Below are 10591 nucleotides of genomic sequence, written 5' to 3' on the forward strand. Positions count from 1 at the left end.
ATGCTCTTGGGCTCGCTCATCGCACTCTCCTCCGTTGTTATGCCTCTACCCTAGCAGCCCGGGCGGCGCCCTGTCCTTGACGGCGATCAAGGACCCGAAACGACCGGGCCCCGCCAAAGCGGGGCCCGGAAGGGGAGCGGGATCGATCCCCGCGCCGTCAATCCCAGCTCAGGGCGCCGCCCACCTGGTACTCGGTGACCCGGGTCTCGAAGAAGTTCTTCTCCTTGCGCAGGTCGATGATCTCGCTCATCCAGGGGAAGGGGTTCTGGGCGCCGGGGAACTGCTCCTTCAGGCCGATCTGCGCCAGGCGACGGTTGCAGATGAAGTGCAGGTACTCCTCCATGATCGCCGCGTTCATGCCCAGTACGCCGCGGGGCATGGAGTCACGGGCGTAGGCGATCTCGAGCTCGGTGCCCTCGAGGATCATCTGGGTCACCTCGTCCTGGAACTCGGCGGTCCAGAGGTGCGGGTTCTCGATCTTGATCTGGTTGATCATGTCCACGCCGAAGTTCAGGTGCATGGACTCGTCGCGCAGGATGTACTGGAACTGCTCGGCCACGCCGGTCATCTTGTTGCGACGGCCCATGGAGAGGATCTGGCTGAAGCCGCAGTAGAAGAAGATGCCTTCGGTGACGCAGTAGAAGGCGATCAGGTTGCGCAAGAGCTCCTGGTCGGTCTCCGGGGTGCCGGTGTGGAAGTCCGGGCGCGACAGTGACTGGGTGTGCTTGAGGCTCCAGGCGGACTTGGCGGCCACCGAGGGCACTTCCCGGTACATGTTGAAGACCTCGCCCTCGTCCATGCCCAGCGACTCCACGCAGTACTGGTAGGCGTGGGTGTGGATGGCCTCCTCGAAGGCCTGGCGCAGCAGGTACTGGCGGCACTCGGGGTTGGTGATCAGGCGATAGACCGCCAGCACCAGGTTGTTGGCCACCAGGGAGTCGGCGGTGGAGAAGTAACCGAGGCTGCGCATCACGATCAGCCGCTCGTCCTCGGTCAGGCCATCCTGGCTCTTCCACAGGGCGATATCGGCGTTCATGTTCACTTCCTGGGGCATCCAGTGGTTGGCGCTGCCGTCCAGGTACTTCTGCCAGGCCCACTCGTACTTGAAGGGCACCAGCTGGTTGAGGTCGGCGCGGGCATTGATCATGCGCTTGTCGTCGACCTCGATGCGTGCCGCGCCCATCTCCAGCTCTTCCAGGCCGGCGGCCACGTCGAGATTCTCCAGGGACTGACGGGCCCGCTCGAGGCGATCGCCTTCGGCGACCCGATAATCACCGCGGCTCTCGGCCACGCTGTCGGGCTGGGCGGGCGCCGGCTCGGCCGCCTTGGTGGCGGGCGCCGGGGCGGCCTTGGGGGGCTCGGCGACGGAGGTCTCGTCTTCGTGGAACTCGTCCCAGTTCAGCATCTCTATCTCTCTCCCGGTCGATGATCCGGATCGTGGGCAGGAGCGCCGCCTCGGGGCGGGGCCTGGGGCCCCATCGCACGCTAAAGCGGGCTCCTGCTGAAGGGGCTGGGAAGCCGAAGGCGTGCTATCGGCTTCCCGCTTCTGGCTTACGGCGTTATTGGCAGGCCTCGCAGCCCAGCTCGTCGATATCGCCCGCCGAGGGCGCCCGGGAGCCGCTGCCGCTCTGGCCCTGCAGGAAGTCCTCGATACCGCGAGGCTCGCTGGCCGGGGCCTCCGGCTGGGCCGACGGGGCCGGGGCGGTGCCACTACCATTACTGACCGCATTGAGCTTGCCGCGATCCACGGTGGACTTCTCCACCGAGGTGGCGCCCAGGGCGCGCAGGTAGTAGGTGGTCTTGAGGCCGCGGAACCAGGCCATGCGGTAGGTCACGTCGAGCTTCTTGCCGGAGACCCCCTGGATATAGAGGTTCAGCGACTGGGCCTGGTCGATCCACTTCTGGCGCCGCGCGGCGGCTTCCACCAGCCACTTGGGCTCCACCTCGAAGGCGGAGGCGTACTTGGCCTTGAGGTCGTCCGGGATGCGGTCGATGGGCTGCACGCTGCCGTCGTAGTACTTGAGGTCGTTGATCATCACCTCGTCCCACAGGCCGCGCTCCTTGAGGTCGTGGACCAGGTAGGCGTTGACCACGGTGAACTCGCCGGAGAGGTTCGACTTGACGAAGAGGTTCTGATAGGTCGGCTCGATGGACTGGGAGACGCCGCAGATATTGGAGATGGTCGCGGTGGGGGCGATGGCCATCACGTTGGAGTTGCGCATGCCCTGGGCGGCGATCTTGTCGCGGATGCGGTCCCAGTCCTGGGTCGCGCTGGTGTCGATCTCGATGTACTTCTCGCCGCGCTCCAGGCGCAGCTTGTCGATGGAGTCGATGGGCAGCACGCCCTGGCTCCACAGCGAGCCCTCGAAGCTCTCGTAGCGACCGCGCTCGGCGGCGAGGTCCGCGGAGGCCTCGATGGCGTGGTAGCTGACCAGCTCCATGGAGCGGTCGGCGAAGGTCACCGCCTCCTGGGAAGCGTAGGCGATGCCCTGCTTGTAGAGGGCGTCCTGGAAGCCCATGATGCCCAGCCCCACCGGGCGGTGCCGGAAGTTGGAACGCTTGGCCTGGGGCACCGCGTAGTAGTTGATGTCGATGACGTTATCGAGCATCCGCACCGCGGTGCGCACGGTCTTCTGCAGCTTGTCGTTGTCGAGCTCGCCGTCCACCACGTGCTGGGCCAGGTTGACGGAGCCCAGGTTGCACACCGCGATCTCGTCGACGCTGGTGTTGAGGGTGATCTCGGTGCACAGGTTGGAAGAGTGCACCACGCCGGCGTGCTGCTGCGGGCTGCGCAGGTTGCACGGATCCTTGAAGGTGATCCAGGGGTGGCCGGTCTCGAACAGCATGGAGAGCATCTTGCGCCACAGGTCCTTGGCGCGCACGCGCTTGAACAGCTTGAGCTGGCCGGTGCGGGTCATCTCCTCGTACTCGGCGTAGCGCTTCTCGAAGGCGGCGCCGTAGAGGTCGTGGAGGTCCGGGCAGGTGGACGGCGAGAAGAGCGTCCACTCCTTGTCGTCGAAGACCCGCTTCATGAACAGGTCCGGCACCCAGTTGGCGGTGTTCATGTCGTGGGTCCGGCGACGGTCGTCACCGGTGTTCTTGCGCAGCTCGAGGAACTCCTCGATGTCCAGGTGCCAGGTCTCCAGGTAGGCACAGACCGCGCCCTTGCGCTTGCCGCCCTGGTTGACCGCCACCGCGGTGTCGTTGACCACCTTGAGGAAGGGCACCACGCCCTGGGACTTGCCGTTGGTGCCCTTGATGTAGGAGCCCAGGGCGCGCACCGGGGTCCAGTCGTTGCCCAGGCCGCCGGCCCACTTGGAGAGCAGGGCGTTGTCGCGGATGGCGCTGTAGATGTGGTCCAGGTCATCGGGCACGGTGGTCAGGTAGCAGCTGGAGAGCTGGCTGCGCTGGGTGCCGGAGTTGAACAGGGTCGGGGTGGAGGCCATGTAGTCGAAGCTGGAGAGCAGCTCGTAGAACTCGATGGCCCGCGCCTCGCGGTCGTCCTCGTTGAGCGCCAGGCCCATGGCCACGCGCATGAACATCACCTGGGGCAGTTCGTAGCGCACGTCATCCTTGTGGATGAAGTAGCGATCGTAGAGGGTCTGCAGGCCCAGGTAGGTGAAGGCGTTGTCGCGGCTGTGGTCCAGGGCGTCGCCCAGGCGCTCCAGATCGAACTCGGCGAGCTTGTCGTCGAGCTGCTCGAACTCGATGCCCTTGGCCACATAGGCCTTGAAGGCGGGCTTGTAGAGCTCGGCCATGTCGCTGTAGGTGGCGTCCTCGGCGATGCCCAGGAAGGAGAGGGCCTCGCGGCGCAGGCTGTCCTGCAGCAGGCGCGCGGTGACGTAGGTGTAGTTGGGCTCCTTCTCCACCAGGGTGCGGGCGGTCATCATCAGCGCCTGGGATACGCCGTCGATGGTCACGCCATCGTAGAGGTTCTTCAGGGAGTCCTCGACGATCTTGCCCGGCTCGACGTTGGCCAGGTCCTCGCAGGCGTCATAGACCAGGGTCTCGACCCGACCCAGGTCCAGCGGCTGACGGTTGCCGTCGGGCAGGGTGACGTTGAGGGTCGGGTGGGGCTTCTCGATGTCCTGGCTCGCCTCGGCGCGGGCCCGGGCGTGCTCCTCCCGGTAGAGCACATAGGCGCGGGCGACCTTCTGCTCGCCGGCGCGCATCAGGGCGAGTTCCACCTGGTCCTGGATGTCCTCGATATGCAGGGTGCCGCCATCGGGCAGGCGGCGCTGGAAGGCTTCGACGATGGCCTGGCTGGCCTGGGTGACGAAGTCCCGAACCCGCGACGAGGCACCGGCATTGTCCCCCTCCACGGCGATAAAGGCCTTGGTCATGGCGACGGCGATCTTGCTGGCATCGAAGGCGACCACGTCGCCATTACGCTTGATCACCCGCAGTTGCTGGGGGGCGGTCACGTTCACAGACGTCTTGCCGGGGGTAAGGGTGGTATCCATGGCGCCGTGTATCCCTGACGATGGTTGATGGATGAAGCGAAGTCGCGTCGACGCCGTGCGTTGAAAGCCCGCGGGAAGCGGCGTCGCTGGCGCCCCGAGCGGGGCGTTTGACAGTCGTGCCCGGAATTGCTAGGGACACACTATCTTGTGGTGAGACAGTTGGTGAGCACAAGATAGTGTGCTCCGCGGCTTTCATCAAGTGGATAAGCTGTGTGTATCTTGTGACTCTTCTGGGGGTGTCCGGTGGGCGATCCGGGGACGCCGCAGGGACGCGGCTTCGCGATTGGTTCAGATAACCCTTATTATCTCGCTTCATCGGCGTTTTCGTTACCGGTAATGGCGACGAAACTATATTGCATGAGATAACCTAAGGGGCGGAGTGCCCTCGGACGGCCAGGTGCCGTGAGGGGTGGCTCGATGAACAAGGAAACGCACTCATGGGAGTGGATGGCAGCGTGACAAGCAGCGACCTGGAACATGTGCTGATCGTCGAGGATGACGAGCGTCTCGCCGAGCTGACACGCGACTACCTGGAGGCCAATGGCTTCCGCGTCAGCGTCGAGGCGGATGGGGCCAAGGGGGTGGCGCGTATCCTCGAACTGCAGCCGGATCTGGTGATTCTTGACCTGATGTTGCCCGGCGAGGACGGCCTGTCGATCTGTCGTCGGGTACGTGGCGACTATCATGGCCCCATCCTGATGCTGACCGCCCGCACCGACGACATGGATCAGGTGCTGGGACTGGAGATGGGCGCCGACGACTATGTGCCCAAGCCGGTGCAACCGCGGGTGCTGCTGGCGCGGATGCGGGCCCTGCTGCGCCGCGCCGAGAGCAGCGAGGCGAGTGGCGAGGCGCAGTTGAGCTTTCGCGATCTGGCCATCGACAGCGCCACCCGGGAGGCCTGGCTGAACGGCGAGCGCATCGACCTGACCAGTGCCGAGTTCGACCTGCTCTGGCTGTTGGCCAGCAACGCCGGGCGGGTGCTGACCCGGGAGGAGATCTTCTCCCAGCTGCGTGGCATCAAGTACGACGGCCAGGATCGCTCCATCGACGTGCGGGTATCGCGGATTCGTCCCAAGATCGGCGATGATCCCAACCAGCCGCATCGCATCAAGACGGTTCGCAGCAAGGGCTATCTGTTCGTCAAGGACGGCTGATGCCGACCCGTTTCCTGCCTCGACCCCTGGCCGACAGCGCCTTCCTGCGGGTCTATGCCCTCCTGGCCCTGGCGCTGCTGGTGATCGGTGGCCTGGCCCTGGGCGGCTTCGCGGTGATCGACCAGGTGCGCCGCGAGCACTACCGGGAACAGTTGGCCAGCGCCCCCATGCTGGTGCTGACCCACCGCTATGCTGCCCTGCCCGAGGAGCGCCGTGGCGCCTGGCTGGCCGAGCGTTCCCGGTCGCTGGATATCCGCCTCGCGGTGGTGCCGCTGGCCTCCCAGCCCCTCAACTACTTCGAACGCTCGCGCCTCGATGAGGGCCAGACCCTGGTGGAATCCCGGGATGGCCAGGGCTGGCAGCTGCGACGCCGCCTCCCGGGCCAGTCGGGCTTGATGGTGGCGGAGCTCGATAGCCTCAACGAACAGCAACTGCGCGGCCTGGCAGTGGAGTTGGGCCTGTGGTTGAACGAGGCCTCGAATGCCGAGCGAGAGGCCCGCCTGGCGCTGCTTGCCGAGACCGCTCTGCCGGTTACCCTCAGCGATACCCCGCCGGAGGGGTGGGCCCAGGCACCGCCGCAGCGCCTTCAGGAAGCAGAAGTTACCATTCGGCTGCTGCCGCAGCGCTGGGCCATCTCCCTCTACTTGCCGCTGCCCGCCGAGGCCGGCGGCGAACGCTGGCTGGAGGTGGGGCCCATGGAGGCCTTCGAGCCCATGCCCATGAGCCTGGCGCTGCTGTTGATCGGCGTGCTGCTGCTCGGCCTGGCGGCCAGCATCTATCTGATCGTGCGCGGCCTGGAGTCGCGCATGGCAGGGCTCGAGCAGGCGGCGTCACGCATCGCCGCGGGGCATCTGGACACTCGGGTCAAGGTGGAGAGCGGCGACTTCCTGGGACGCCTGGGCATGGCCTTCAACGGCATGGCGGCCCGGGTGCAGTCGCTGCTGCGCACCCAACAGGAGATGATCCGCGCCGTTTCCCATGAGCTGCGTACGCCGGTGGCACGCATCCGCTTCGCCGTGCAGATGGTGGAAGACATGACCGAGGAGGGCGGGATTCGCCGCCAGCTGCAGGGCATCGATGCCGATATCGAGGAGCTCGATGCCCTGGTGGATGAGATCCTCACCTATGCCCGCCTGGGGGGCGATCCCGGTCAGGGGCAGGTGCTCAGTCGCGAGAGCCTGGATTGCCGAGAGATGGCGCAGCGGGTGGTGGAGACCCTGGCCCCCCTGCATGGCGACCTCGAGCTCGTGCTGGTGCCCGGCGCCCCGGTGGAGGTGGAAGCCGACCCGCGCTATCTGCAGCGCGCCCTGCAGAACCTGGTGGCCAACGCCTGTCGTCATGCCAATGGTCGCGTGGAGGTGCGCCTGACCCAGGAGCCCTGGGCGCTACGCATCGACGTGGAGGATAACGGCCCCGGGGTGCCGGTGGAGTCCAGGGAGGGGATCTTCAAGCCCTTCGCCCGCCTCGACGACAGCCGCACCCGCCGCTCCGGCGGCTATGGCCTGGGGCTCTCCATCGTCCAGAAGGTGATGGCCTGGCACGGCGGCAGCGTGGCGGTGGACGACAGCCCGCATCTGGGGGGCGCCCGCTTTAGCCTTCTGCTGCCCCTCGAGCGACGCTGAGCCTGCTTGCAATACGTCCCCTGGACGACAGCCGCTCTCCATCACCCCGGCGGCGCCTGTTTTAGCCTCCTGCTGCCCCTCGAGACACGCTGAGCCTCTTGCGATACGTCCCCTGGACGACAGCCGCTCTCCCTCACTCTCTACCACTTCGGCGGTGCCCGTTATAGCCTCCTGCTGCCCCTCGAGACACGCTGAGCCTTCTTGCGATACGTCCCTGGACGACAGCCGCTCTCCATCACCCCGGCGGCGCCCGTTTTAGCCTTCTGCTGCCCCTCGAGACACGCTGAGCCGTAGGTCGGGTAAGTGAGCCTTGGCGAACGCACCCGACGAGGGGCATTGCAACGTCGGATGCTCTCGCCTGCGGCTCGTTTATCCGACCTACCCCCGGTGGCGCCCGTTTTAGCCGCCGCTTATGCGGGCTTGATCCCCTCCAGCACCGCGAAGGAGGTTTCCCGGGCGGTGCGCAGGAAGTCTTCCATCCAGGGCGCATCGCGGCTCTCCTCGCGAATCGCCGCGAAGAGGGTACTCCAGACGCCGTGCTCCCCCAGCGCCACGGCGCGCACGTAGTCCCGCTCCAGGTATTCGGTCAAGGCCCAGTTGGGCAAGGCGCAGACGCCGCGGCCGCTGGCCACCAGTTGCATCATCATGATCGTCAGCTCGGCGGTGCGCACCTCCCTGGGCCTGACCCCGGCGGGGTCGAGGAACTGGGTAAAGACATCCAGGCGATTCTGCTCCACCGGGTAGAGAATCAGGGTCTCCTCGGCCAGGTCCTGGGGCTGGACAAAGGGGCGCTCGGCGAAGGGGTGCTGCTTGGCCACCGCCAGCAACCCCTGGTAACGGAACAGCGGCTCATAGGAGACCCCCGGCAGCGGCTGGGGGTCGGCGGTAATCACCAGGTCGAGCTGCTCCCGGGCCAGGGCCGGCAGCGGGTCGAAGTTATGGCCGCTGGGAATATCCACTTCCACCTCGGGCCAGTGATCGCGGAAATGGTCGATGGTGGGCATCAGCCACTGGAAGCAGCTATGGCACTCGATGGCCATATGCAGGCGACCCTGCTCGTTGCCGGCCAGCCGCGCCAGGTCACGCTCGGCCATGCGCACCTGGGGCAGCACCTGCTCGGCCAGCGACAGCAGGCGCTGGCCGGCGCGGGTGAACTCCACCGGTCGGGTCTTGCGCAGAAAGAGGGGGTTACCCAGGCGCTCCTCCAGGTCCTTGATCTGGTGGGAGAGGGCCGACTGGGTCAGGTGGACCCGCTCGGCGGCCTCCACCAGGGAGCCGGCGTCGCGCAGGGCCACCAGGGTACGCAGGTGTCGCAGTTCCAACATGATTATGAGCTTCTTTCACTTTAACGATTAGTTAATTTAGTTTGATTCACCTCCCTTGGCCAGCCAGACTTTCCTCATCTCTTATGGCAATTCGGATCATAAAACGATTTTTTAAGAACATAAGGGAATGGAGATGACGCTGGCACGCGCCACGGTAACTCACTGCCGTCACAGCGTTGGTAAAGCGGGATCGGTGCCGGGGCCAAGGGCCCCGGCGCCTGATATGCTGGTGGCGGAATCTCAGACGTTGCAAGGAGTTCGCATGTCCCGCATCCCCCCTGTCCTGCGTGGGTCCCTCTGGCTGGGAAGCCTGTTGGTGCTGGCCGGTTGTGCCGTGGCGCCGGCGGAGCGGCCCATGGTGGAGAGCCGTCCCGGCGTCGAGTCGGCGCCCGTCGATGAGGCGGCCCAGGGGCGCCCCACGGCGCCGCTGCTGCCCTCGGCGCTCTTTCCCGGTGGCGCCGAGGAGTTCATCGCCTGGCGTTGCACCCCGGCCCAGGACCTGGTGGCCGCCTTCGGTGAAGAGGAGCTGCGGCTCTGGTCGGCCCATGGCGCCTATCGCCTGACCCCGTCGGTGGTGGCCTCCGGGGCCCGCTACGAGCAGGGGGACCTGAACTTCTGGAATCGTGGCGATAGCGCCCTGGTGGAGAGCAACAATGGCCGCCTGGAGTGTCGCAGCGACATGGCCCGCCGGGCCCTGACCCGGGAACAGCGCCCCGGGGTGATGTTCCATGGGCGCGGCAACGAGCCGGGCTGGGCGGTGCGCCTGGCCCATGACGTGCCGGAGCTGGACCTGACCCTGGACTATGGCCAGCGGGAGCTGAGCCTGCCCTACCGGGTCACCGAGATGAACAACGACGTCGGCCGGGTGGTCTTGGCCAGCGGCCGCGCCGATACCCCCTTTACCCTGATCCTGGAGGCGCGCGCCTGCTTCGATGACATGAGCGGCGAGCCCTTCCCGGCTCGGGTCACCCTGGAGATCGAGGGACGCCAGTACCGGGGCTGTGGCCAGGGTATCGCGCCCTGATTCCCCCCCTTGATCGAGCCTGGTGCGGCAACCTTTCTATTTGTTAGAAAGGTTGCCGCGGTTTTTTGCGCTTATCATCCCAAAAAATACATCTAGAATGGCGATCATTAGCTCGGCAACGATTCACGAGTCGTTGCTCCCTAACCAGGAGAATCGCCATGACCACCAAGATCCTCGTACTCACCAGCTCCATCCTCGGCGGGAATTCCCAGGCCCTGGCCGACCACCTGGCCGCCGAGGCGGCCCGCCGCGATGACCTCGCCATCACCCGCCGCGACCTGGTGGCCGACGACCTGCCCCACCTGGGCCTGGCCGAACTGGGCAGCTGGCAGGTGGCCGCCGAGGAGCGCACTGCCGAGCAGCGTGAACTGGCCGCCCGCTCGGATGTGCTGATCGAGGAGCTCCAGGCCCATGATGTGGTGGTGCTGGCGGTGCCCATGTACAACTTCGGGGTGCCCAGCCAGCTCAAGGCCTGGTTCGACCGGGTGATGCGTGCCGGGGTCACCTTCCGCTACACCGAGAATGGCCCCCAGGGCCTGGTGGAGGACACCCGTGCCGTGCTGCTGCTGGCCCGGGGCGGCCAGTACGCCGGCACCCCCATGGACACCCAGACCCCGCACCTCGAGGCGATGCTCGGCATGATCGGTATCTCCGAGGTGGACAGCATCTTCGCCGAGGGCCTCAATATGGGCCATCAGGAGGAAGCCCTGGGCGAGGCGAAGCAGGCCATCGAGCAGTTGGTCGCCAACCTCTAAGGCCTTGCCGAAAACTGGCTGCGCTCGGTCATACGGTGTTAAAAATCGGCTCAAAGTACTCATTTACAAGCACGTAAACTCCGTCTTTTCGCCGATTTTTGCCTTGTCTGACCTTCGCTCGCCGACTTTTCGGAAAAGGCCAGGTTACCTACCATCCAATGGCGGGCCCCCCCCCCACGCCGGGGGGGGCGTGTTTTTGGTGGGGGGGGGGGGGGGGGGGGGCGGGCGGGGGCCGGGGGCCCGGC

General features: G+C 66.1%; 7 protein-coding genes. 4 read left to right on the plus strand and 3 right to left on the minus strand.

The genetic code is table 11. The features are described 5' to 3' along the window. Window positions 1-157: 157 nt before the first annotated feature. The gene (locus IHD13_RS15860) at window positions 158-1405 is read right to left on the minus strand and encodes a ribonucleotide-diphosphate reductase subunit beta (protein WP_195862006.1); all 1248 of its coding nucleotides are present in this window, start codon (window positions 1403-1405) and stop codon (window positions 158-160) included. Window positions 1406-1559: 154 nt separating this feature from the next. Then, window positions 1560-4463, minus strand: a complete 2904-nt coding sequence (locus IHD13_RS15865; protein WP_195862007.1) for a ribonucleoside-diphosphate reductase subunit alpha — start codon at window positions 4461-4463, stop codon at window positions 1560-1562. Window positions 4464-4900: 437 nt separating this feature from the next. Here IHD13_RS15865 and IHD13_RS15870 point away from each other — a divergent pair, with 437 nt between their 5' ends. Continuing rightward, window positions 4901-5620 (plus strand): response regulator, encoded by a 720-nt coding sequence (locus IHD13_RS15870; protein WP_195862008.1) that lies wholly within the window; start codon window positions 4901-4903, stop codon window positions 5618-5620. After that, a complete protein-coding gene (locus tag IHD13_RS15875; RefSeq protein WP_230086373.1) occupies window positions 5620-7242 on the plus strand; it encodes an ATP-binding protein in 1623 nt (540 codons plus the stop codon). The genes IHD13_RS15870 and IHD13_RS15875 overlap by 1 nt, the downstream gene beginning before the upstream one ends. A 410-nt stretch (window positions 7243-7652) precedes the next feature. Here the strand turns inward: IHD13_RS15875 and IHD13_RS15880 are convergent, their stop codons facing one another. Continuing rightward, window positions 7653-8567 carry a LysR family transcriptional regulator gene (locus IHD13_RS15880; protein WP_195862009.1) on the minus strand — a complete coding sequence of 305 codons (915 nt, stop codon included), beginning with the start codon at window positions 8565-8567 and terminating at the stop codon, window positions 7653-7655. 262 nt (window positions 8568-8829) lie between these two features. Here IHD13_RS15880 and IHD13_RS15885 point away from each other — a divergent pair, with 262 nt between their 5' ends. Both IHD13_RS15885 and IHD13_RS15890 read left to right on the plus strand, forming a co-directional pair. Next, the gene (locus tag IHD13_RS15885) at window positions 8830-9591 is read left to right on the plus strand and encodes a COG3650 family protein (RefSeq protein WP_195862010.1); all 762 of its coding nucleotides are present in this window, start codon (window positions 8830-8832) and stop codon (window positions 9589-9591) included. A gap of 158 nt (window positions 9592-9749) precedes the next feature. After that, on the plus strand, window positions 9750-10346 hold the full coding sequence (locus tag IHD13_RS15890) for an FMN-dependent NADH-azoreductase (protein ID WP_195862011.1): 597 nt from the start codon (window positions 9750-9752) through the stop codon (window positions 10344-10346). Window positions 10347-10591: the final 245 nt, after the last annotated feature.

This window comes from Halomonas sp. 328, from assembly GCF_015645095.1.
In the GTDB taxonomy this organism is placed as follows: Bacteria; Pseudomonadota; Gammaproteobacteria; order Pseudomonadales; family Halomonadaceae; genus Bisbaumannia.